Origin of the sequence: Nocardia brasiliensis IFM 10847, assembly GCF_000710915.1 — a bacterium.
Classification (GTDB): domain Bacteria; phylum Actinomycetota; class Actinomycetes; order Mycobacteriales; family Mycobacteriaceae; genus Nocardia; species Nocardia brasiliensis_A.
This window is the reverse complement of sequence record NZ_BAUA01000098.1, coordinates 3512-29669: the sequence shown is the minus strand read 5'-3', so window position 1 is coordinate 29669 and position 26158 is coordinate 3512. Positions and strand designations below refer to the sequence as shown.

At 69.6% G+C, this 26158-nt stretch carries 1 protein-coding gene and 1 pseudogene; both read left to right on the top strand.

All coding sequences use genetic code 11. From position 1 onward, the window contains the following. Positions 1 to 269, top strand: a pseudogene (locus NBRGI_RS20815) (siderophore biosynthesis protein); the annotation flags it as partial. A 23-nt stretch (positions 270 to 292) separates the two neighbouring features. Next, complete coding sequence (locus NBRGI_RS44030; RefSeq protein WP_036560140.1) at positions 293 to 26158, top strand: non-ribosomal peptide synthase/polyketide synthase; 25866 nt, start codon at positions 293 to 295, stop codon at positions 26156 to 26158.

Below are 26158 nucleotides of genomic sequence, written 5' to 3'. Positions count from 1 at the left end.
CGGTCGACCTGTGGCGGCGCGGCGCGCAAGCCCTCGACGAGTTGGACGATCGGACCCGAAACAAGGTGCTGGACTTCGCCTTCGAGCGGTACTACCGCACCAGCGGGTTGTTCGGCACGCCCGATTCGGCCCTGCCGATGGTGGCGAGCCTGCACCACGCGGGCGCCGACGAGATCGCGTGTCTCATCGACTTCGGTGTCGCCGAGTCGACCGTGCGCACGGGGCTCGAATCGCTGGCCACTCTCGCGCAGCACGCGCGTTCTCTTTGAGCTTCGGATCTTCAGGAGGCGGGATGCTCGACCACGAATCACCCCGGCATGTCCATACCCGTGAGCTGACCACGTATCCGCTGACCGCGGCGCAGCGGGCCATCCGGTTGTTGCAGCAGTTGGCCGGTGCCACGCCGCTGTCGAACGCGCTGTATGTGGAACTCGCGGGCGAACTCGACGCCGCGCAGCTGATCGCGTCGTTCCAGCGGGCGCTCGACGAGTTCGAGGTCAGCCGCATGCGGCTGATCGAGGTGGACGGCGAGCCGAGGCAGGTGGTGGACGAGGTCGCCAACAGCTCGGTCCGGTATCTGGACTACGCCTCGGCTGCGGATCCCGTTGCCGCGGCGTTGGATTGGATGCACAGCGACTACCGCACGCCGATCGATCTCGGTCACGGCCCGGTGGTGCTCGGGGCGCTGGTGCGAGTCGCCGAGCGGCGCTGGTTGTGGTACCTGCGTGCACATCACATCGTGCTGGACGGCATCGCCGCGTTGAACATCCTCACGCGCAGTGCGCGGCTCTACACCGCCGCGGTCGACGGCACCGAGCCCGGGGCGCAGACGATTCGGCGGCTGGACGAGATCGTCGCGGCGGACGAGCAGTACCGTGCCTCCCAACGCTTCGACGACGATCGGGTGTTCTGGTCGAAGTATGTCGCCGAGCTGCCCGAGCCGGTCACCCTCGGCGATCGGGTGGCACTCGCCGAGGCGCACCCCATCGCGGTGAGCGCCGTGCTGTCCACCGGTACCGACGATGCGCTGCGCACCGCGGTCGAGAGGCGCTCGGCCGGCCCGGCCGTGCTGGTCCTCGCCGCGTTCGGGCTGTATCTGGCACGCATGACCGGCACCGACGACGTGGTGCTGAGTTTGCCGGTGTCCGCACGGGTCACGGCGTCGATGAGCCGCTCCGGCGGGATGACCGCGAACGTCGTGCCCTTCCGGATCACCGTGACTCCCGGCCTGACCATGGGGTCGCTTCTCGCGGAGACACAGCGCACCCTGATGGACGTGCTGCGCGCGCAACGGTATCGGCACGAGGACATGCTGCAGGACTCGGAATCGGTTGCCGCCCGCCATCTTCCGCAGGCGGCCGGACCGATGGTCGATCTGATGATCTTGGACACGAAGATCGTCCTTGGCGAGATCACCGGCCGACTGCAGGTTTTGAGCCCGGGTTTGATCTCCGACCTGTCGGTGAACGTCTACCCGGCGGTCGGCGGCGAAAGCACCAGGGTCGACTTCTTCGCCAACCCCAGCGTGTACAGCCGGGCGCAAGTCGCCGCCCATCACCGGCGTTTCCTGAGCTTCCTCGACCGCTTCTTGTCGAGCGTGATCACCGATCCCGGGATCGCGGTGCGCTCGGTGGGTCTGCTCGACCCCGCAGAGCTCCGGTTGGTGCGGGAATCGTCTGCCGGTGACCCGGGCGCGGAGCAGATCACTCTGCCCCAGCTGCTGTCTCGGGCGGCGGCCGCACATCCGGCGCGCACCGCCGTCCGCGACGTGGCGAGCACCTGGACGTATCGCGAGCTGGACGAGTGGTCGAATCGATGTGCCCGGGCGTTGATCGACTGCGGTGCCGGCCCGGAGGCCACGGTGGCGGTGGCGGTCACCCGTTCGGCGGCGTGGGTGCGGGCGGTGTGGGCCGTCGCCAAGGCCGGTGCCGCGTTCGTGGCGCTCGATCCTGCCCACCCCGTGGAGCGGAATCGGTTCATCCTGGCCGATTGCGCCGCCACTATCCTGTTGATCAGCAGTGAAACAGATTCGGACACAAGTGGATCGGCCGAGTACGGCGCCAGGGTGATCGATATCGACCGGCTCGAACCGCGGCAGTCCGATGCGGCCCCGATCGCCGAGGCCGACCGGCGCACTCCGGTGCGGCTCGAGAACACCGCCTACATCGTCTACACCTCGGGCTCTACGGGCACGCCGAAAGGCGTTGCCGTCACCCACGCCGGATTGTCCGGGGTTTCGGGCACACTCGGCGCGCAGTATCGGCTCGACCCCGAATCGCGGGTATTGGCAGTCGCGGCACGCACTTTCGACGCGGCCGTGTTCGAGTTGCTGGCGGTGGTGTCGGTCGGGGCGGCGCTGGTTGTCGCTCCGGCCGACGCTTTCGCCGGCGCGGCCTTGACGGAGTTGATGTGTGCCGATGATGTGACCCATGCATGTTTGACTCCAGCTGTCGCCGCCACGCTCGATGCGCGGCGGCTCGACGGCTTGCGCGTGCTCATGGTCGCGGGGGAGCCCTGCCCACCCGCGCTGGTGCGGCAGTGGTCGGCGAGCGATCCCGCCGGCAGGCGAAGCCTGTACAACCTGTACGGACCGAGCGAGACCACGATCTGGGTCACCAGTGCGGCGTTGCGCCCGGGTGACGAGGTGTCCCTGGGTTCGCCGATCCCCGGGATCCAGGTGGCGGTGCTGGACAAGTGGCTGCGGCCCACGCCGTTCGGTGTGGCAGGGGAGTTGTACGTCTCCGGCCCCGGGGTCGCTCGCGGGTACCTCGGCCGGGTCGGCCCGACCGCTGCGGCCTTCGTAGCCGATCCGCACGGCCCGGCGGGGGCGCGAATGTACCGCACCGGCGACCTGGTGCGCTGGGAGCGGCGTGGAGAGGACGCTGCCACACTGACTTTCGTCGGCCGTGCCGATACCCAGATCAAGATCCGGGGCCAGCGCCTCGAACTCGGAGAGATCGAAGCCGCACTGACCGGCTTGGACGAGGTGCGCCAGGCCATCGTCAGGACCTTCGGCACACAGGTCGGCGGGACCGAAACCGCAAGTTTGGCAGCATATCTCACCGCTGCGCCCGGCTGCGCCGTCGATCCGGACACGGTCCGGCAGGCGATAGCGCGACGGCTGCCCGCGTACATGATCCCCGAAACCATCACGGTGCTCGACGAGTTGCCGATGACCTCGACCGGAAAGGTGGACCGCCGCGCGTTGCCCGCGCCGCGCCGGCCGATCACGGCCTATCGTGCGCCGGCGTCGCCCCTCGAAGAGCTCGCCGCCGAGGCCTTCGCCGAGGCGCTCGGCGTGGACCGGGTCGGTGTCGACGACGATTTCTTCGCCCTTGGCGGGCATTCGATCTCGGCGACGCGGGTGGCTGCGCAACTGGCCGAGGTGACCGGCCGGGCGATCGGTGTGCGTGACATCTTCGACGCCCCCACCGCGGTCGGCGTCGCTCGATTGCTCGGCGAACGCGAGACCGGCGCGGGGCCGGTGCGGCCCAGGCTCGCCGTCCGGGCGCGGCCCGCGCGAATTCCGTTGTCGTTCGCGCAGTCGCGCATGTGGTTCATCAACCGATTCGAACCCCGATCGCCGAGCTACAACGTCCCCCTGGTCTTCCGTCTGGTCGGATCACTCGACACCACGGCGTTGACCGCGGCGCTCGGTGCGGTGGTCGCGCGCCACGAAGCGTTGCGGACGCGCTACCCCGACTTCGACGGGGTGCCGTATCAGGAGGTGCTGTCGAGCGGGGCGGCCGCACCGGAACTCGAGGTGGTCACCGCAGATCCGGCACGGTGGCGCGAGGTGGTGGCGGAGCGAGTCCGCCGTGGGTTCGACTTGAGCGTCGAGCTGCCATTGCGGGCGACAGTGCTGCAGTGCGGCCCGTCCGAGCACGTCGTGGTGCTGGTGCTGCATCACATCGCCGCGGACGGCTTGTCGATGGCCCCGCTGGTACGCGACTTGTCCACGGCATACGCGGCACTGCGTGCGGGACGTGTACCGGAGTGGGCCCCGCTGTCGGTGCAATACCCGGATTACGCCCTGTGGCAGCACGAGCTGCTGCACGCGGAGTCAACGGCTGAGAGTGTACTGACGGCGCAATGTCGTTACTGGGAAGCAGAATTGGCGGGAGCACCGCAGCCGTTGGCGCTGCCCACCGACCGGCCGCGCCCACCCGTGCTGAGCAACCGCGGTGACGTAGTCGAATTCGTCGTCGACGCCCCCTTGCGCGAGGCACTGTACCGGCTCGCGCGGGAACATCGGGTCAGCGCGTCGATGGTCTTGCAGGCGGCGTTGGCGGTTTTGCTCTCGCGGCTCGGCGCGGGTACGGACGTCCCGATCGGCAGTCCGGTCGCCGGGCGCACCGATGCCGCGCTGCGGGACTTGGTCGGGTTCTTCGTCAATACCTGGGTGTTGCGGGTGGATCTGTCCGGCGATCCTTGTTTCGCGCAGGTGCTCGACCAGGTGCGCCGTAAAGCTCTGTCCGCCTACGAGAATCAGGACGCGCCGTTCGAGCGGCTGGTGGAACTGCTCAACCCCGTGCGGTCGACGGCCTATCACCCGCTGTTCCAGGTGTCGCTGGAGGTGCAGAGCGACGCCCTGCCCGTACTCGAACTGCCGGACCTGACCGCCGAATTCGTGGCTTCCGGCACCGGCAGTGCCAAGAACGATCTGCATTTCGATCTGCTCGAGCTGCCCGGGACCGCCGGCGCTCCCGCGGTGCTGGCCGGCCGGATCGAGTACGCCACCGACCTTTTCGACCGCAGCACGGTGACCGGCATCGCCGAGCGCTTCACGCGCGTCCTGCGCGCGGTGAGCGCGGATCCGACGACGGCGATCGCCGATATCGACCTCCTCGGCGCTGCCGAGCGTGAGCAGGTGCTGACGCAGTGGAACGCGCGCGAGGGCTCCACGGCGACGGAAACCACGATCGTGGCGGCGTTTCGGGCACGCGTCGCGGCGGCACCGGCGGCGGTCGCACTGTGCTGCGGCGACGCCGAGCTGACCTATGCGGAATTGGCCGCGCGGGTCGACGGTTTGGCGTGTGTGCTGGCCGGCCGGGGAGTGCTCCGGGGTTCGGTGGTGGCGGTCGCGGTGCCGCGCTCGGTGGAACTGGTGACGTCGGTGTTGGCCGTGGTGTGCGCCGGTGGTGCGTACCTACCGATCGATCCCGAGTATCCGGCAGACCGGCTCGAGTTCATCTTCGACGACGCCGATCCGGTGCTCGTGCTCACGACGGGCGCCGTGGCGGCTGGCCTGCCGCTGGGGGAGCGGCCGCTGCTGTGTGTGGACGACGTGGAAGCTGCTGCGCCGCAGGCATTGCCCGTTCTGTCGCCGGATGACGGTGCGTACGTGATCTACACGTCGGGTTCCACGGGTCGGCCGAAGGGCGTGGTGGTCGAACACCGGGGTGTGGTGAACATGGCGGTGTACGGGTGGCCCGGTGGTCCGGGTAGCCGGGTCTTGTTGCACTCGTCGATGGCGTTCGACGCGTCGGCCTACGAGTTGTGGCCCGCGCTGCTGGCGGGGTCGGCGCTCGTCATCGCCCCACCCGGCCGTTCGGACATCGCGGAACTGAGCCGGACCGTGACTCGCCACGACGTGACCGCGCTGTACGTGACGACACCACTGTTCGAGCTGCTGGCGAGCGCGGGGCCGGAAACAGGACTCGGTCGGGTGGGCCGGATGGTCACGGCAGGCGACGCGCTGCGGCCCACCGCAGTCGCCCGGTTCCAGGACCGCTGGCCCGGCATCGACGTCGTCAACGCCTATGGGCCGACCGAGAACACCGTGTGCGTCTCGACCTACGAGATCACCGATTCACCGGAGTGGGCGGGTGGGGGCAGCGTCCCGATCGGTGGCCCGGTCGGGAATATGCGCGTGTTCGTGCTGGATTCGCGGCTGCGGCCGGTGCCGGTAGGTGTCGCGGGCGAATTGTACGTGGCCGGAGTGCAATTGGCGCGCGGCTATCGGAACCGGGCGGGTTTGACCGCAGAGCGGTTCTGCGCCTGTCCGTTCGGGTCCGGTGCGCGCATGTACCGGACCGGTGACGTGGTGCGGTGGACGCGTGCGGGCGTGCTGGAATTCGTCACCCGCGCCGACGACCAGGTCAAGGTGCGTGGGTACCGGATCGAACCCGGCGAGGTCGAGAACACGCTGACCGCGCACCCCGCGGTGTCGCAGTCGGTGGTGATCGCGCGCGAGATCAACACGGACAGTGCGGTTTCGGCGGGCGTGGACAAGCGGCTCATCGGGTACGTCGTGCTCGATCGCACTGCCGGAGCGCGCTGCGAGAACGTCGGCGCGGACGAGCTGCGGCGCTTCGTCGCGGATCGGCTGCCGGAGTACCTGGTCCCCTCCGCGCTAGTCGTCCTGGACCGACTGCCGTTGACCCCCAACGGGAAGGTGGATCGACGCGCGTTGCCCGCGCCGGTCTTCGCCGCCGCGGCACAGCGCGCGGCGTCGACGCCGACCGAAGAGCACATCGTCGCCGCCTTCGCCGAGGTGCTCGGCATGGACCGGATCGGGGTCGACGACGACTTCTTCGCGCTGGGCGGGCATTCGTTGTCGGCGATGCGGGTGGCCTCGCGCCTGACCGCGGTACTCGGGATCGAGGTGGGTGTCCGGGACGTGTTCGAGGCCCCCGCCCCGGCTCGGTTGGCGCAGGCGCTCGCCGCCCGATGCGCCGGCACCGGACCGGCGCGACCGGCACTGGAAGCCCGGCCGCGGCCGGAGCGAATGCCGTTGTCCTATGCCCAATCCCGGCTGTGGTTCATCAACCGGTTCGAACCGGACTCACCGGCGTACAACATTCCGATGGTCCTGCGGCTGCGCGGGCCGCTGGATCAGGACGCGCTTTCTGCGGCGTTGACGGACGTCGTGACCCGGCACGAGAGCCTGCGCACGATCTTCCCGGACGAGGACGGAGTGCCGTTCCAGCAGGTCCTGCCGACAGGTATGGACGGGGCGCACATCGACGCGATCACCGTCGAGCCGGACGGCCTCGATGAGGCCGTGCAGCGTCTCGTACGGCGCGGCTTCGACGTCTCTACCACGACTCCGTTGCGAGTATCGCTGTTGCGCACCGGTTTCGATGACCACGTCCTGGTGCTGGTACTGCACCATATCGCCGCGGACGGTTGGTCGATCGCACCGTTCGTGCGGGACCTGACCGCCGCGTACACCGCTCGCAGGCAGGGGCGGGCACCGGAGTGGGCACCCCTGCCGGTGCAATACGCGGACTTCACACTGTGGCAGCGTGCGGCGTTGGGCGACGAGTCGGATCCGGGCAGCGTGCTGGCGACCCAATTCCATTACTGGGAGCGCGAACTGGCGGATGTTCCCCAGCCGATCACGCTGCCCGCCGATCGCCCGCGCCCGCCGATCGCCACCAACCGTGGCGACGTACTCGAATTCGCCTTCGATGCCGCGTTGTGCGAGCGGCTGTACCGGTTCGCCAACGATCGTCAGGTGACGGTGTCGATGCTGCTGCAGACGACCCTTGCGGTGTTGCTGTCACAGGTCGGGGCGGGCGAGGACATCTGCATCGGCGGCCCGGTGGCCGGGCGCACGCACGAGGCGACGCACGATCTGATCGGCTTCTTCGTCAACACCTGGGTGCTGCGGGTGGATCTGTCCGGCGACCCCGCCTTCGCGCAGGTACTCGACCAGGTCCGTCGAAAGGCATTGACCGCCTACGAGAATCAGGACGCGCCCTTCGAGCGGCTGGTCGAGCTGCTGCAGCCGACGCGCTCGCCGGCGCATCACTCGCTGTTCCAGGTGTCTTTCGCGTTGCAGAACAACCTCTTGCCCGAGCTGCGGCTGCCCGAGCTGGCCGTCGAGATCGTGCCGGCGATCACCGGAACCGCGAAGTTCGACCTGCACGTCGACGTGGTGGAACGGATGAATTCCGTTGACAACGCCTCTGTTCCGTCGTTGGCGGGCCGGATCGAGTACGCCACCGATCTCTTCGATCGCAGCACCGTGGCCGAGCTCGCCGCGCGCTTCCTGCGGTTGTTGCACATCGTCACCGCCGATCCCGGGACGCGCTTGGGACAGCTGGATATCCTCGCGCCCGAGGAACGCGAGCAGGTGCTGCGGGTCTGGAACGACACCGCAGCGCCGCTGCCCCAGGACATGTCGCTGCCGAAGCTGTTCGCTCGACACGTCGCGGCCGCGCCGGACGCGGTCGCTGTCGCCCATATGGACGGCGACCTCACGTATCGCGAGTTGGCGATGCGGGTCGACGGTTTGGCGCGGCTACTGGTCGCCCGGGGCGTACGGCGTGGCTCGGTGGTGGCCGTGGCCCTGCCGCGGTCGGTGGACCTGGTGACCGCGGTACTGGCCGTGGTGGCGGCCGGGGGCACGTATCTGCCGATCGATGCCGAGTATCCGACTGACCGGCTCGAGTTCATCTTCGACGATGCCGATCCGGTGCTCGTGGTGACGACCGTTGCCGGTGCGGCGGCGCTGCCGTTGCGTGGGCGCGCGTCGTTGTGCGTGGACGATATGGGCGCGGCAGCCGGGGCCACGGCCGTGCTGCCCTCGTCGTCGCCCGGTGACGGTGCGTACGTGATCTACACGTCGGGGTCGACTGGCCGGCCGAAGGGCGTGGTGGTCGAGCATCGGGCAGTCGTGAACATGGCGCTGTACGGCTGGCCCGGCGGTCCGGGCGAGCGGGTGCTGTTGCACTCGTCGATGGCGTTCGACGCGTCTGCGTACGAGTTGTGGCCCGCGTTGCTGGCCGGTTCGACGATCGTCATCGCGCCGCCCGACCGGCTCGATCTCCCCGCGCTGATGCGCACGGTCGGGCGCCTTCGCGTCACGACGATGTTCGTGACCACGGCGCTGTTCGAACTGCTCGCGACCGCGGGAGCCGAACTCGACGCCGGTCCGGTGCGTCAGGTCGTCACCGGCGGCGATGCGCTGAGTCCGGCCGCGGTAGCGCGATTCCGGGAGCGCTGGCCGGGCGTCGACATCGCCAACGCGTACGGGCCGACCGAGAACACGGTGTGCGTGTCGACCCACGAAATCCGTGCTGCGCACCGTTGGAGCGCCGATGAGCGCGTACCGATCGGTGCTCCGGTGCCGAATGTGCGGGTGTACATTCTCGATTCGCGACTGCGTCCGGTCCCGGTCGGCGTGGCGGGCGAATTGTATGTCGCCGGAACACAATTGGCGCGAGGGTACGCGGGCCGGCTCGGGTTGACCGCGCAGCGGTTCGTGGCGTGCCCGTTCGGCGCCGCCGAGCGGATGTATCGCACCGGCGATGTGGTGCGGTGGACCCGCCGCGGGGTACTCGAGTTCGCGGGCCGCGCCGACGACCAGGTGAAGGTGCGCGGGTACCGGATCGAACCCGGCGAGGTCGAGGCGGCCTTGGCGGCCCACCCGGCGGTCGCACGCGCGGTGGTGATCGCGCGCGAGATCGCTTCCGCCCCAGCCGAAGACACCGTCGACAAACAATTGGTCGCCTATGTCGTGCTGGAGCGTGAAACGGCGGTCTCCGACAACGACGAGCGGGCTGCCGAGCTGATCGACCATTGGCGACAGGTCTACGACAATCTGTACGCAGGCAAGGAAAGCTACCTCGACACCGCGAACGCGGTGGCCGAACCGCTGGCGTTGGACGCGGATTTCGGCGGCTGGAACAGCAGCTACACCGGGCAGCCGATTCCCGTGGCGCAGATGCGGGAATGGCGGGACGCGGTCGTGGCCCGGATTCTCGGCCTGCGACCGGTGCGCGTGCTGGAAATCGGCGTCGGGTCGGGTTTGCTGATGTCACGGTTGGCGGCACAGTGCGAGGAATACTGGTGCACCGATTTCTCGGCGGCGACCATCGGCAACCTTCGCGCGCGGCTGGCCGAATCGGCGGTCGAATGGGCGGATCGGGTGCGCTTGCGGGTGCAGTCCGCCGACGACGTCGCGGACCTCCCGGTGGACCGATTCGACGTGGTGGTGGTGAATTCGGTCGCGCAGTATTTCCCGAACGCCGCGTACCTGATCGACGTGATCGAAAAGGCCATGGGTTTGCTGGTGCCCGGTGGGGCGTTGTTCCTCGGCGATATCCGCAATCTGACGCTGTTGCGGCAATTCGCGACCGGCACCCAGCTGGCCCGTAGCGATGCCGCGGACACGGTGGCGGCCGTGCGCGAGCGGGCGCGGCGCGCGCTGCTTGCCGAACAGGAATTGCTGGTGGCCCCGGAGTTCTTCCTCGCATTGCGGGACCGGATCCCCGCGGTGGCCGCGGTGGATATCGAATTGAAGTACGCGCCGGTCGACAACGAGCTGACGCGATATCGCTACGACGTGGTCCTGCGCAAATCCCCGGCACAGGTGCGGTCGGTCGCCGAGGTGCCGCAGCGGGCCTGGTCCGATTTCGGCGACCTGGCGGCGCTGCGCGCGTATCTGGTGGCCGAGCGTCCCGCGAGTGTGCGACTCGTCGGCATACCGCAAGCCGGTACCGCGGTGGACGACGCGATCACGCGCGTGCTCGACGGCGCGGCCGAGCACGAGCTGGTCGCCGATCTGGACGTGGACGGCGCCACCATCGGCGTGCTGCCGCACGAGATCCGCACGCTCGCCGCGGAATCGGGATACACGGCTGCCGTCACCTGGGCCCAGGTGGCCGGCCGGATGGACGCGGTGCTGATGCACGGTGCCGACGAGGCCACGGTGCTCGACGAGCTCTATTCGAGCACCGGGCCGTTGGCCGCGTCGACTACCTACGTCAACGATCCGGGGATCACCGACCTGGTCGCGGGGATCCGGGAATTCAGCGCGGATCGCCTGCCGGAGTTCATGGTGCCCGCGGCCATCGTGGTGCTGGACGAGTTCCCCCTGACGCCCAACGGCAAGGTAGACCGCCGTGCACTGCCCGCGCCGCAGCTGGTCACCTCGTCCTATCGCGCCCCCTCGACGCCGACCGAGGAAATCGTCGTCGCGGTCTTCGCGGAAGTGCTCGGCGCCGACCGCGTCGGCGCCGAGGACGACTTCTTCGCGTTGGGCGGTCATTCGCTCTCGGCGACGCGCGTCGCGGCCCGGGTGGCGGCGGCGACGGACCTGACAGTCGAAGTGCGTGACGTGTTCGACGCGCCGACCGCTGCCCGGCTGGCCGCAGTTCTGGCTGCCCGCTCCGCCGCGGGCGCGGCGCAACCGGGCCCGGTGTTGCTGCCGGGGGACCGGCCTGCCCGAATACCGTTGTCGTTCGCACAGTCTCGGATGTGGTTCATCAACCGATTCGAACCGGATTCGCCCGCGTACAACGTCGCGATGGTGTTGCGGCTGCGCGGGCAGCTGGACGCAGCGGCGCTGTCTGCCGCGGTCGGCGATGTGGTGGCCCGGCACGAGAGCCTGCGCACGGTGTTCCCCGACGAACAGGGCATACCGTGTCAGCAGATTCTGCCGTTCGAGGGTGCCGCGGGATTGCTTACGGAGACAGTCGATCCGCTCGGGCTGTCCGAGCGCATCACGAGCATCGTGCGCCAGGGCTTCGACGTATCCGCACGACCACCCTGGCGAATCACGCTGCTGCGCAGCGCGTCCGACGATCACATGCTGATCGTGGTGCTGCATCACATCATCGCCGACGGATGGTCGATCGCGCCGCTCGTGCGCGACCTGTCGCTGGCGTACACCGCGCGCCGCGCCGGGCGGGCACCCGAATTCCCGCCATTGCCGGTGCAGTACGCCGACTACACGCTGTGGCAACGTGCGTCGCTCGGTGCGGAATCCGACCCGGACAGCCTGGCCGCACGCCAACTCGCTTACTGGACAGCGCATTTGGCGGGCCTGCCGGAGCGGTTGGCATTGCCCGCCGATCGGCCACGGCCGGTCGTCGCCTCGCAACGCGGCGGTAGCTATTCGTACACCCTCGACGCCGCGACGGTAGCCGGACTGGCGGCGGTGGCGCGCGCCCATCAGGTGACGGTGTTCATGGTGGTGCACGCCGCGCTGGCAGTGCTGTTGGCGCGCCTGTCGGGCAGCGCCGACGTGGCGGTGGGGACGCCGATCGCGGGCCGTGGCGCATCCGCGCTGGACGGGTTGGTCGGCATGTTCGTCAACACCCTCGTCCTGCGTACCCGGGTCGATCAGGCGGGTTCGTTCACCGACCTGCTCGACCAGTGCCGGCAGGTGGACTTGGACGCGTTCGCGCACGCCGACATCCCGTTCGAGCGCGTCGTCGAGGCCCTCGACCCGCCCCGCAGTCAGGCACATCACCCGTTGTTCCAGGTGATGCTGGCCTTCCAGAACCTCGACCTGGACCCGGCCCTGGCGCGATTGCCCGGGCTCGACGTCGAGCCGCTGTCGAGTCTCGACATCGGGGTCGAACGGTTCGATCTCACCATCACGGTCGCCGACTTCCCCTCCGGCACAACCGGTGACGTGGCGGGCGGGGTACCGATCACCATCGGGTACGCGCTGGACCTGTTCGATCACTCGACCATCGCCGCCTTCGCGCGTCGCTTCCAGCGCACCATGCGTGCGGTGGCAGCCGATCCGACGGCCGCGCTGCGCGGCCTGGACCTGCTCGCATCCGCCGAGCGAATGCTTTTGCGCCAGTGGGCCGATGGCGGCACCTGTGCTGCGTCGGATACGTTGCCCGGTGTGCTCGCGCGCGCCGCGGAGGAATTCCCGGCGCGCCCGGCGGTCGTGGACGCGGAACGGGAATGGACGTACCGGGATCTCGACGAGTGGTCGAACCGGTGCGCACGGACGCTGATCGATTACGGCGCCGGCCCGGAAACCGTGGTGGCCATAGCCATCCCGCGTTCGGCGGACTGGATGCGGGCGGTGTGGGCGGTCGTGCGAACGGGCGCCGCCTTCGTCTCGCTCGATCCGGCGCAGCCGCGGGAGCGCAATCGCGCCATCCTGGCCGACTGCGCGGCGGCGGTGGTGCTCACGAGGGGCGAAAGTCCCACGGTGACAACCGGGGAGTGGGAAATGCCCGGGACCGTCGTGCTCGATCTCGACCGGTTGGACCTGTCGGCACGACCCGCCACCCCGATTCGTGACGAGGATCGGCGCGCCCCGGTGCGGCCGGACAACACCGCGTACGTCGTCTACACCTCGGGTTCGACGGGCATGCCGAAAGGCGTGGCGGTCACCCACGCGGGGTTGTCCGCGATCGTGGCGGCTACGCATCGAGACCATCGGATCACGACGAACTCCCGGGTATTGGCCGTCGCCGCGCGCACTTTCGACGCGGCGATCTTCGAATTGCTGCTCGCGATACCGGCCGGCGCTGCGTTGGTCGTCGCACCCGACGACGTCGTCGCAGGGCCACCGTTGGCGGCATTGCTGCGCGCGCAACGCATCACCCACTGCTTCCTGTCGCCGATGGTCGCCCTCTCGATCGAAACGGCGGGACTGGACGATCTTCGAGTCCTGTTGACCGGAGCCGAAGCCTGCCCGCCCGCGCTGGTGCAACGCTGGTCGCGCACCGATGCCGCGGGCGTTCGCAGCGTGCACAACCTGTACGGGCCCAGCGAGGCCACGGTGTGGGTGTCCGGTGCGGAATTGAGCGCCGGTGACCAGGTTTCGGTGGGCGGTCCGATTCCAGGTTTCCGCGTAGCGGTTCTCGACGCCTGGCTGAACCTGGTGCCGCCGGGCGTGGTCGGTGAACTGTACGTCGCCGGGCCCGGCATCGCCCGCGGATATCTCGACCGGGTCGGCGCGACGTCCGCGGCGTTCGTGGCGGATCCGTTCGGCCCGACCGGATCGCGGATGTACCGCACCGGAGATCTGGTGCGGTGGTTGCCGAATGGCGCCGAAGGCGGGGTCTTGATCGTCGTCGGTCGCGCCGATAATCAGATCAAGCTGCGCGGGCAGCGTCTGGAACTCGGCGAAATCGAAACCGTGCTGGCCGGATTCGATGAAGTCGAACGTGCCGTGGTCACCCAGAGCGAGCACGGTGGAACCGCGCGGCTGGCCGCTTACGTCACCCCCGCGACAGGGCGTCTGCCTGATCCGACCGCCCTGCGTGCGGCCGCGGCGCACAAACTCCCGTCGTACATGGTGCCCGACGTCGTCACCGTGCTGGCCGAACTGCCGCTGACCACGAGCGGGAAGGTCGATCGGCGCGCACTGCCGGAACCGCGTTGGGCCACCACGACTTACCGGGCTCCCGCGACCGCTGCCGAAGAAATCGTGGCCGCGGTATTCGCCCAGGTCCTCGGCGTAGCGCGGGTGGGCGCCGACGACGACTTCTTCGCCCTGGGCGGCGACAGCATCGTCTCGATCCAACTCGTGGCGCGGGCGAAGGACCGCGGGGTGGTGTTCACCCCCAAGCAGGTCTTCGAGGCCCGGACGGTTGCCGGGCTGGCGCGGGTGGCCACCTCCGTCGAGCCCGCCGCGACACTCGCCGAGTTGCCCGGCGGCGGTCTCGGTGCGCTGCCGCTGACTCCGATCGTCCGGTGGATGGTGGAGCACGGCGATTTCCGGCGGTTCAACCAGACCGTGGTGCTCACCGCGCCGGCCGAACTGGACCGGGCCGGGCTGGTGACGATCGTGGCGGCGGTGCTCGACCGGCACGACATGCTGCGAGCCCGGCTGTGGCACGACGGCCGAGACTGGCAGCTCGAGGCCCGGCCGAGCGGTGCGGTGGACGTGGCGTCGCTGGTGCATCCGGTCGTCATCCCGGACGGCGACGCGCAGCGCCGCAATCAGCTCGTGCAGGCGGCGGTGCGGTCCGCGCTCTCGCGGTTGGATCCGGCCAATGGTGTTGTTTTGCAGGTGCTTTGGGTTACGACCGCGGGTGCGACGCAGCCCGGACAGCTGATCGTCGTCGCCCATCACCTTGTGGTCGACGGCGTCTCCTGGCGCATCCTGCTGCCGGACCTGATGTCGGCATGGCAGCAGTACCGTGCCGGTACTGCGGTGTCGATGCCGCCGGTGGGCACGTCGATGCGGCGTTGGGCCCATGGTTCGGCCGAGGCGGCGCGCTTGCCGCGGCGGGTTGCGGAACTGCCGCTGTGGCAACGGATCGTCGAAGGTCCGGATCCGCTGCTCGGATCCGGTGCGGCCGCACCCGCGGGCGCGGTGCGCGTTCGGCGAGTGCAGGTCGGGTCCGACATCACCGAGGCGTTGCTGACCCGGGTGCCCGCCGCCTTCCACGGCGACGTTCAGGACGCGCTGGTCGCCGCACTGGCACTGGCCGTGACACGCTGGCGGTCCGGTCGGGGCGTCGCCGAGCGGTCGACCCTGTTGCGGTTGGAGGGACACGGCCGCGAAGAACAGGTGGTCGCGGGTGCGGACCTGACCGCGACGGTCGGTTGGTTCACGACCGTCTATCCGGTCCGGATCGATCTGGCGGGAATCGATCTCGAAGCGGCCTATGCCGGCGGGCCCGCCATCGAGACGGCGGTCAAGAGCACCAAAGAGCAGCTGCGCGCGATCCCGGACCACGGCATCGGCTACGGGCTGCTGCGCTATCTCAACCCGGAAACCGCGGGGGCACTGCCTGCCGAGTTGCCGGCGCAGATCGCCTTCAACTACCTCGGACAGCTGTCGCCTTACGGACCCTCCAGCGGCACAGGGGCTTCCGGCTTCGCCGTCACCGACGAACTCGGTGCTCCGCTCGCCGACGCGGATCTGCACGCCATGTCGACGGCGACGGTCGACATCACGGCGGTCGTGACCGAGGGCCGTTTGTCGGCCACCTTCGGTTATCGCGAGGCCGTGCTCGACGCGGCGGAAGTCGATGCGCTGGCCCACTTGTGGGTCGAGGCCCTGCATGCCGTCGTCTCCCGGCTGGATCGGCCGCACGCCGGTGGCCACACTCCGTCGGATTTCCCGCTGGTGCGGGTGACCCAATCCGATATCGCGGCCTGGGAGGCGCGGTACCCGAGCCTGGTCGACGTGTGGCCGTTGTCGCCGTTGCAGACCGGCCTGCTGTTCCACGCTCAGCTGGCCGAGTCGGCGATCGACGTGTACGCGGTTCAGCTCGCGATCACCCTGTCCGGACGCGTCGACGCGGCACGACTGCGGCACGCGGCCGGGTTCCTGCTGCGGCAGTATCCGAATCTCCGGGTGGCCTTCGGCGCCGACGCCGCGGGTGCGGGCGTGCAGCTCGTCGCCGACGACGTGCCGATGCCGTGGCGCGAGGTCGACCTGCGCGCGATGACAGGCGCGGCGGCCGAGTCCGCCCTGGCCGCCGTGCTCGACCGGGACAAGGCCGAGCCGTTCGATCTCGAGAACGCGCCGCTGCTGCGCTGCACCCTGGTCGCGCTGGCCGAGGACCGGTACACGCTGTTGCTCTCCTACCATCACGTGCTGTTCGACGGCTGGTCGATGCCGACGCTGCTGCGCACCCTGCTGGCGGTCTACGCGGAGCCGAGCGCGGCCGTGCGCGCGGAACCGGCGGGGGCGTATCGCTCCTATCTCGACTGGCTGGGCCGCCAGGATCGGCAAGCGTCGCTTCAGGTCTGGCGAGACGCGCTCGACGGCGCCGAGGCGACGCTGCTCGCCCCGCACACCGCCGCGCAGGAGATATCGGCTCGAATGGGCTCTGTCCCGGTCGCATTGGACGAGCAGCGCACAGAACAGCTGCTTGCCGCGGCGTCGTCGGCCGGCGTGACGGTGAACACCGTGTTCCAGGTGGCGTGGGCGATTGTGCTGGGCTGCCTGGCCGGTCGTGCCGACGTCGTGTTCGGCACGACGGTGTCCGGGCGCCCCGCGGAGCTGCCCGGCATCGAGTCCGCGGTCGGCTTGTTCATCAACACCATCCCCGTGCGGGTCCGCTACTACCCGGGCGAACCCTTCGCCGCGCTGTTGCATCGGGTGCAGGCGGAACAGTCGGAGCTGCTCGGGCACCATCAGGTCGGCCTGACCGATATCCATGCCGCACTGGGGGTCTCGGCGCTGTTCGACACGGTCCTGGTGTTCGAGTCCTACCCCGTCGACGAGGCCGCGCTCGCGGCACAGGCCGCGGCGATCGACGGCATGCGCGTGGAGCAGTTGCGGTCGAACGACGCCGCGCACTATCCGCTCGCGCTGGTGGTGGTCAAGGGACAACCGTTCCGGGCGCAATTGCAGTACCGTCCCGGGGTTTTCGAGCGGGCGCAGGTTGAGGCTTGTGCCGACCGGCTCGCGCGCGTGCTGGCCGCGATCACCGCCGACGCCTCGGTCTCGGCGGCGTCGATCGACCTGTTGACCCCGGCCGAGCGGGCGCGGCTGGTACCCGTGCGCGGTCGTCCGGGAGAGCCGGCGCGGGTGCTGGCGGAGCTGCTCGGTGCGGGCGCCGCGATCGATCCCGCCGCACCCGCGGTGGTATCGGATGCGACGACGTTGAGCTTCGGCGCGCTGGACAGCCGTTCGAACCAGCTGGCACGGTTGCTGATCGGACGCGGTCTCGGGCCGGGCGACGCGATCGCGTTGGCGATGCCGCGGGGGACCGAATTCCTCATCGGACTGTGGGCCGTGACCAAGGCCGGTGCGGCCTTCGTGCCGATCGATCCGCGTCATCCATTGGACCGGGTCGCGGGCATGACCGCGGATGCCGATGTGCGCCTCGCACTGTCGGTAGCGAGCACGGTGGGCACGGTGCCGGAGACACTCGATCGGTTGCTGCTCGACGCGCCGGACCTGCCTGCGCGCCTAGCCGAATACTCCCCGGCTGCCGTGACCGATGCGGACCGGGTCCGCCCGCTCCGGTCCGGTCATGCCGCTTACGTGATCTACACCTCAGGGTCCACTGGCACGCCGAAAGGTGTTGTGGTCAGCCACGACGGCTTGGCGAACTTCGCCGCCGAGCAGCGCACGCGGTACCGCGTGGACGCGAACGCGCGGGTGCTGGCGGTCTCTGCGCCGGGTTTCGACGCGGTCATGATGGAACTGCTGATGGCGCATCCGAACGGGGCCGCGTTGGTGGTGTCGCCACCGGACGTCTTCGGCGGTGCGCAGCTCGCGGAAATCATCGCCCGGCAGCAGGTTTCACACGCCTTCGTCACCACGAGCGTGCTGGCGACCATGTCGCCCGCCGGGTTGGGGTCGCTGCGGGTACTGATCACCGGTGGTGAACGGGTGCCGGAGGAACTGGTCGCGAGCTGGGCGCCGGGCCGGCAACTGTACGTCGCGTACGGACCGACCGAGACGGTCATCGTCACAACCATCAGCGAGCCGATGGCCCCCGATGCGCCGGTGACACTCGGCCGGCCGATTCGCGGTGTCGAGGCGGTCGTGCTGGACGCGTTGTTGCGGCCGGTGCCGGCCGGGGTGCGTGGTGAGCTGTATCTCGGCGGCGTCCAGCAGGCGAGAGGCTATCTGGACCGGCCGTCGCTGACGGCCGCCGCCTTCGTCGCGAATCCGTTCGACCGCAATGGGTCTCGCCTGTACCGGACCGGCGACCTGGTGTGCTGGACCGCGCAGGGTGACCTGGAGTTCCTCGGACGCAATGATTTCCAGGTCAAGGTGCGGGGGCAACGCATCGAGCTGGGCGAGATCGAGGCCGTGCTCGCGGCGCAGGCCGGCGTGCGCCGAGCCGTCGTGCTGCACCGTGCCGAATCCGACCGGCTCGTCGGCTATCTCGTCGGCGCGGCGCTCGACCCGGACCGGGTGCTGGCCGCCGCCGGACAGCGATTGCCCGCGCACATGGTGCCCGACGCGTGCGTGGTGCTGACCGAGCTGCCGCTCACGGTGAGCGGGAAAGTGGATCGCGCGGCCCTGCCGGAGCCCGAGCAGGGCACCCGGGGGTACCGCGCGCCGGCGACCCCGACCGAACAATTGGTAGCGGACCTGTTCGCCGAGCTGCTCGGCGTGGACCGAGTGGGTGCGGACGACGACTTCTTCGCGCTCGGCGGGCATTCGCTGTCGGCGATGCGCGTGACGTCGCGCCTGTCCGCGACGGTCGATGCCCGGATCGGTGTGCGCGAGGTGTTCGAGGCGCCGACGCCGGCGCGGCTGGCGCGGGTGCTGGATGCCGCGGCCCGTGGTGCGGCGCAGCCGGAACTCGTCGCCCGGGCACGACCCGACCGGGTGCCGCTGTCGTTCGCGCAGCTGCGGATGTGGTTCATCAACCGATTCCAAGGCGCGGCAGCGGGATACACCATCCCGCTGGTGCTGCGGCTGACCGGTGATCTGGATACGGCGGCCCTGGCCGCGGCGGTCGGTGATGTGGTGGGGCGGCACGAGAGCCTGCGCACGGTGTACCCGGACGACGAAGGGACGCCGTTCCAGCAGGTGCTGTCCGCCGCACAGGCGGCAGTGCCCGTCGAAGTGCGGCAGGTGGATTCGGCCCAGCTCGCCGGCGCGATCGCCGAGTCGTTGCGCCAGGGGTTCGACCTGTCCCACGAGCTGCCGTTGCGGGTCACGCTGCTGGACAGCGGTCGCGGTGAGTACGTGCTGGCGCTGGCGATCCATCACATCGCCGCTGACGGGTGGTCGATCGCGCCGCTGGCGCGCGACCTGTCCACCGCCTACGCGGCGCGGCGAACCGGGCGGGCACCTGAATGGGTTCCGTTGCCGGTCCAGTACGCGGACTACACCCTCTGGCAGCGCGAGATGCTGGGGGCGGAGACCGACCCCGGGTCTGCGATGGCGCGCCAGATCGACTACTGGACGGCGCATTTGGCGGATGCGCCGGAACGGCTGGACCTGCCTGCGGATCGGCCCCGGCCGATGGTCGCTTCGCAGGCGGGCGGCAGCCATTCCTTCGCGCTGGACGCCGAACTCTTCGCCCGGATCGGCGAATTGGCGCAGGCCCGCGAGACGACAGTGTTCATGGTGTGCCATGCGGCGCTGGCGCTGTTGCTGTCGCGATTGTCCGGCTCCGCCGACATCGTGGTCGGTACGCCGATCGCGGGGCGGGGTGCGGCGGCCCTGGACGAAGTGGTCGGCATGTTCGTCAACACACTGGTGCTGCGGACGCGGATCGACGAGGCCGACTCGTTCGCGGACCTGCTCGATCACGTGCGGCGGGTGGATCTCGAGGCGTTCGCCAATGCGGATATTCCGTTCGAACGCGTGGTGGAGGCCGTCGACCTGCCCCGCTCCCAGGCCCATCATCCGCTGTTCCAGGTGATGCTGGCGTTCCAGAATCTCGACCTGGATCCCGCGTCGGCCCAGCTGCCGGGCGTCGCGGTCACACCCGTGCACCTCGAGGCCGGCGTCGAACGGTTCGATCTGTCCATCACCGTCGCCGACATTCCGGACGCGAGCGGTGCCGTCCCGATCACCGTCGGTTACGCGACGGATCTGTTCGACCGGTCGACGGTCGCGGACATGGCGCGGCGGCTGGAGTCGATTCTGCGTGCGGTCGTCGCCGATCCCACGGGTGTCTTGCGCGATTCGGCTGTGCTCGATGCGCGGGAACAGGAGTCGTTGCGGGAGTGGGGCGATGGCGGACCCGGACCTGTCGCGCGCACGCTGGACGAGATGCTCGCGGCGGTGGCCGCCGAATTCCCTGATCACCTCGCGGTGGTGGACGCGCGCGATCGCCTGACCTATCGGGAGCTGGATCGGTGGTCGAACCGCTGCGCACGGGCGCTGATCGACCAGGGCGCCGGTCCGGAAACGGTGGTGGCGATCGCGCTCGCGCGCTCAGCGGCCTGGGTGCGGGCGGTGTGGGCGGTCGTGAAGACCGGTGCTGCCTTCGTGTCCATCGATCCTGCGCAACTGTGCGAGCGCAACCGGTTCGTCCTCGACGATGTCGGCGCGACGGTTGTGCTCGTAGACGGGGAGTCCGCCGGTGACGCCGCCGGATTGGACATCGCGGAATTGCGTCGGGCCGGCGTCGCGGTGCTCGATCCGGAGCGGCTCGCTCTCGGTGGGTACCGCGACGCACCGTTGGTCGACAATGACCGGCACGCTGCGGTGCGGCCCGGAAACAACGCCTATGTCGTGTACACCTCCGGGACGACCGGTACGCCGAAGGGCGTCGCCATCACCCACGCCGGTCTGGCCGCCGTCGCGACCGCGCAGCGCCAGCGGTTCGATCTCGGCGCGGACTCGCGGGTATTGGCGGTGGCCGCACGCACTTTCGATGCGGCGGTCTTCGAATTGATGTCGGTGGTCTCGGTCGGCGCGACCCTGGTCGTCGCCGCGGGTGACGTCTTCGCCGGTGACTCGCTCACGGAATTCATCGATGCCGAAGGCGTCACGCATGCGTGCCTGACGCCGGGCGTGGCCGCCACGTTGGACGCCGAGCGGCTCAACGGTTTACAGGTACTGATGGTCGCCGGCGAAGCGTGTCCGCCCGCGCTGGTGCGGCAATGGTCCGGTACCGACGCCGCCGGTAGTCGTGCGCTGCACAACCTGTACGGCCCTAGCGAGGCCACGATCTGGGTCACCGCGGCCGAATTGCGTGCGGGCGAACCGGTGTCGCTGGGCGGGCCGATCGTCGGCGCCCAGGTCATGGTGCTGGACGGGTATCTGCGTCCGGTGCCGCCGGGTGTCGTGGGGGAGTTGTACACGGCTGGACCAGGTGTGGCGCGCGGATACCTCGAGCGGAGGGCGTTGACCGCGGCGTCGTTCGTCGCGGACCCCTTCGGGCCGCCCGGATCTCGGATGTACCGCACCGGCGACCTGGTGCGGTGGGTGCACTCGGGTGGACAGCGAGCGTTGATGTTCGCCGGCCGCTGCGATCGTCAGGTGAAGATCCGGGCGCAGCGACTCGAACTCGGCGAAATCGAAAGCGTGCTGGCCGGATTGGCCGAAGTGCAGCATGCGGTGGTCGTCCCGCACACCACCGGCGGCGACGCTGTCGGTGGCGCTATGCGCTTGGCCGCCTACGTCACCGCGGCATCCGGGCACGTGCCCGATCCCGACGCGGTCCGGCGGTCGGTCGCGCAGCGGTTGCCGTCGTACATGGTGCCCGACTCCGTCGCGGTGCTGGATGAACTGCCGCTGACCTCGACCGGCAAGCTGGACCGGCGCGCGCTGCCCGCCCCGGACTGGTCGGTCGTGCCGTATCGGGCCGCCGCCACGCCGCTCGAGGAACTCGTGATCGCGGTCTACGCCGAGGTGTTGGGCATCGACCGGGTCGGTGCCGACGACGACTTCTTCGCGCTGGGCGGGCATTCGTTGTCGGCGACCCGGGTGGCGGCAAGGGTCGGCGCGCTGGCCGGCACCGAGGTGAGCGTGCGGGACGTGTTCGATACGCCGACTGTGGCCGGTCTGGCTCGGCTACTCGGCGAGCGCTCGACCGGCGGCGCGGACCCGACACGGTCCCGGTTGCTGGTGCGCGAACGGCCCGAGTATCTGCCGTTGTCGTTCGCGCAGTGGCGGATGTGGTTCATCAACCGGCTGGAACCGGACTCACCGGCCTACAACATTCCGCTCGTCCTGCGCTTGACCGGCGCGCTGGACGTCCCGGCGATGGTCGCCGCGCTCGGCGATCTCGTGGCCCGTCACGAAACCTTGCGCACGGTCTTCCCGGACCGGGACGGGAATCCGTACCAGCGGATCGTGCCGGTGGCCGAGGCCGCACCGACGGTCGAGGTACGGGCCGTCGACTCCGCCGAACTGGAGAACGCCGTACTGCCGCTGGTGCGGCGCGGTTTCGAGCTGGCGAGTGCGTTCCCGTTGCGGGTTACTTTGCTGGACAGCGGTTCCGATGAGCACGTGCTCGTGCTCGTGCTGCATCACATTGCGGCGGACGGCTGGTCCCTGGCGCCGTTGGCACAGGATCTGTCGCTGGCGTACGCGGCGCGCCGGGCGGGCCGGGAACCGGCGTGGGCGGGCCCGCTGCCGGTGCAGTACGCGGATTACACGCTGTGGCAGCGGGAAATGCTGGGATCCGAGTCCGACCCGGCGAGTGTCTCGGGTCGCCAGCTCGCGTATTGGACCGAGCAACTGGCGGGCTTGCCGGATCGGCTGGAGCTGCCTGCCGACCGGCCCCGGCCCGCCGTGGCCTCGCAGCGCGGTGGCACGTATTCGTTTGCGGTGGCGGCCGATACGGTGGCCGGTCTGCACCGGGTCGCGCGGGCGCGGCACGCGACGGCGTTCATGGTGGTGCACGCGGCGTTGGCGGCGTTGCTGTCGCGGCTGTCGGGCAGCGGTGACATCGCGATCGGCACGCCGGTTGCGGGGCGAGGTGCCGCCGCGTTGGACGACTTGGTCGGCATGTTCGTCAACACGCTGGTACTGCGCACTCAGGTCGATGCGTCCGCCTCGTTCGGCGATCTGCTGGATCAGTGCCGCCGCGTCGATCTGGCGGCGTTCGCACACGCGGACATCCCCTTCGAGCGAGTAGTGGAGGCGGTCGATCCGCCACGGGCGCAGTCGCATCACCCGCTGTTCCAGGTGATGCTGGCGTCCCAGCACCTCGACCTCGAGCTGACCGGCGCGCCACTGCCCGGGATCCGGTGCACGCCGATGGATCTCGGTGTCGAGGTGGAACGCTTCGACCTCACCGTCACCGTGTCCGATACCCCGGACGCGGCGGGTGGCCTGCTGATCGGGATGAGCTATGCCCGAGACCTTTTCGATCAGCGGACGATCGCCGCAATGGGGCGGCGCTTGCGGCGAATCATCGACGCGGCGGTCGCCGATCCCGCGGTGCGGTTGCGCGAGCTCGAGGTGCTCGACGCGAGTGAGCGAAAGTTGCTGTCGGTGTGGGGTGCCGGTGAACCAGGACCCGAGCCGGTCACGCTGACCGAGATTCTCGGTCGAGCCGCCGTCGAGCACGCGGAACGGGTCGCGGTCGTCGACGGCGGGGCCGAATGGACGTACCGCGAGCTGGACGACTGGTCGAACCGATGTGCGCGAGTCCTGATCGATGCCGGAGCGGGCCCGGAAACCGTGGTCGCGCTGGTGGTTGCGCGTTCGGCGGCGTGGTTGCGCGCGGTGTGGGCTGTCGCCAAGACCGGTGCCGCGTTCGTAACGATCGATCCCACGCATCCGGCCGAACGCAATCGCGTCATCCTCACCGATTGCGCTCCGACGATAATTCTCGGTAGCGATGAAAACATCGCGCAAGCAATCGGTTCCACCGCGGATGTGCGCGAGTGGGGCGATGCCGACGCGCGGATGATCGATCCGGACCGACTCGACGTGTCCCGGTGCAGTGCCGCACCGGTCAGCGATCTCGACAGGGGAGCACCGGTACGGCTGCTCGACACGGCGTACGTCGTCTACACCTCGGGCTCGACCGGCACGCCGAAGGGCGTGGCCGTAACCCACGCGGGACTGGCGGCCGTCGCGGCGGTGCAGAGTTCGAGGTTCCAGGTCGACCCTGAGGCCCGGGTATTGGCCGTTGCCGCGCGCACTTTCGACGCGGCGATGCTGGAAATGCTGCTGGCGGTGCCGGCCGGTGCCGCACTGGTGATCGCCCCGGCCGAGGCCTTCGCGGGAGAACCGCTGGCGCAACTCATGCGGGCCGAGCGCGTCACGCACGCCTTCCTGTCGCCCGCGGTCGGCCTCTCGGTCGATCCGGGCGGGCTCGACGACCTGCGGGTGCTGCTGACCGGTGCCGAAGCCTGCCCGCCGGAGTTGGTGCGGCGGTGGTCGGGGACGGATGCCGCCGGTGTCCGCGAGGTCTTCAACCTGTACGGGCCGACCGAGGCCACCATCTGGATCGCGGGCGCGCAGTTGGCGATCGGTGATCCGGTGTCGCTGGGCGGCCCGATCCCGGGCGTGCGGTTGACGGTGCTGGATTCGTCGCTGCGGCCGGTGCCGCCGGGCGCGATCGGTGAGCTGTACGCGGCCGGTCCCGGTGTGGCACGCGGATATCTGAACCGGGCTGGGTTGTCCGCGACATCCTTTGTGGCCGACCCGTTCGGGGCGGCAGGTTCGCTGATGTACCGGACCGGAGATCTGGTGCGGTGGCACGCCGTCGGCGCGGACGACGCGGTATTGCTGTTCGTGGGTCGCGCCGACGGTCAGGTCAAGATCCGCGGTCAGCGCCTCGAACTCGGCGAAATCGAAAGTGCGCTCGCCGGATTGGCCGAGGTACGGTACGCGGTGGTCACCGTCCATACCGGTGAAAGCGGCGATGCGCGCTTGGCGGCCTATGTCGTCGTCGCGGATCGGCGCGACCTCGACGCGGCGACGATCCGGCAGGCCGCGGCGCAACGGCTGCCGTCGTACATGGTCCCCGACACCGTCACCGTGCTGGATGCGTTGCCGTTCACCGCGAATGGGAAGGTGGACCGGGCTGCCCTGCCCGCACCGGAGTGGGTGGTCGCACCGTATCGAGCCCCCTCGACGCCGCTCGAGGAGATCGTGGTCGCGGTGTTCGCCGAGGTGCTCGGCGTGCCGCGGGTGGGCGCCGACGACGACTTCTTCACCCTGGGCGGTACTTCGGTGGTCGCCATGCAGTTGGTCTCTCGGCTGCGTTCGCGCACCGGGATCGCCGTTCCCTATCGGCTGATCTTCGCCGACTCGACACCCGCCTCCCTCGCGCGATACCTGGCGCACCCGCAATCGGAGCTGGGCGTCTCGCTCGGCGTGCTGACGCCGCTGCGGTCGGCGGGCCGTGGCGCCCCGTTGTTCTGCGTCCATCCGGGCGGCGGCCTCGCGTGGGTGTACGGCGCACTCGCCGGGCACCTTGATCCGGAACGGCCCGTGTACGGATTACAGGATCCCTACATCGTCGAGGACGGTGCGCGGCTGGAATCAGTGACGGCGTACGCCGAGCGTTACGTCGACGAGCTCTTGAAGTCCTTCCCCGACACCACGTTCCATCTGCTCGGCTGGTCGCTGGGCGGCAAGATCGCGCACGCCATGGCGGCGCGGTTGCAAGAGCTGGGTCACCCGGTCGGCCTGCTCGTCCTCGTCGATACCGGTATCGCGGAGAACCTCGAGCTGCCACCCGCGTCCGAGCCCGACGACGTGCAGAGCCGCCGGGCGCTGACCGAATTCCTGCGCGGCTGGCGGGATTTCCTCGGCATGACCGACGAGCAGCAGATCGATGATCCCGAAAAACTGTTCCCGCTACTCGCGGAGCGACTCAGCAGCGAAGGCATCCTGACCACGCAACAGGTGCAGCGGGTAACGGAGAGCTTCATGGCTCCGGTGCCGCACACACCCGGGTACTTCGACGGCGACGCCGTGCTCTTCGTCGCCGCCCGCGAGTCGTACCGCGACCAGATCGCGGAAACCTGGCGTGGGCACATCACCGGGCACATCCAGGAGATACCGATCGACGAATGGCACACCGGAATGATGAACCCGCGAGCCGCCGGTGCGATCGGCCCGATCCTGAACGAACTACTCCGAGCGAAGGAGTCGTGA